At 30.0% G+C, this 800-nt stretch carries 1 protein-coding gene; it reads right to left on the reverse strand.

Annotation, left to right across the window (positions count from 1 at the left end; translation table 11 throughout):
- Positions 1 to 470 (reverse strand): AAA family ATPase (locus JQM82_RS15910; protein ID WP_235251394.1); only part of this gene is annotated, 470 nt, incomplete at its 3' end.
- Between the last annotated feature and the right edge of the window lie 330 nt (positions 471 to 800).

Consider the following 800-nt stretch of genomic DNA (forward strand, 5'->3'; position numbering starts at 1 on the left):
ATACTAAAATAGCAGCCTCTATTTTTATTCAATTTATATTCTAGTCGCTCCTTCACTACGCTAAAAGAGTCCATTTCAACATAATAGCTACCACTCCCACCACCTATATTAAATTCATACTCTAAAGACATGTTTTCATCAGAGTTAATCATCTTATACTCATCGATAATGCTTTCAATTCCATTAACAGATAATTTTGATTTTAATATTCTAAGCATTACATCTGGTTTTAAAGGGAAATCTTCAGGAGGCGTAAACTTTTCATCTAGCAAATCTTTAAGCATACCTTTGACCTGCATAGTTTGCATAGTACGTTCTAATGCCAAAAATGCTTGGGAAATAGTCGTCTTTCCACTTCCATTTTCCCCATATATTATTGCCAATGGCTTATACTCACCCTTCTTAGATTGTAAATTAATCTCTACATTTTTAAATGATTTAAAATATTTTAACTTAATGTTAGTAAACATATCTCTTCTTTCCCTTCTATATTATACAATGTAACATTTTCTTCTAAAATAGTCAAGGTGTTATGGTGTATTTTTTCATATTTTGTAATGTTTTGTAACATTTTTCAATTTTTTCCATTGACATTATCTGGAAGCGAAGATATAATAGAATCACAATTAGCACTCGAATTATCGAACTGCTAAAACTCCAATAATCAAAGAAACCAGTAGCTGCAACTACTGGTCCCACAAAAAATAATGAAATACAATATTTTTCTATACCATAGCATAGAATTTATCGAAATTCAACGGGAACGTTCATTCGATTTTCTTTGATTGTTGTTTATATAG

Source organism: Faecalicatena contorta (assembly GCF_021531995.1).
Classification (GTDB): domain Bacteria; phylum Bacillota; class Clostridia; order Lachnospirales; family Lachnospiraceae; genus Dorea_A; species Dorea_A contorta_A.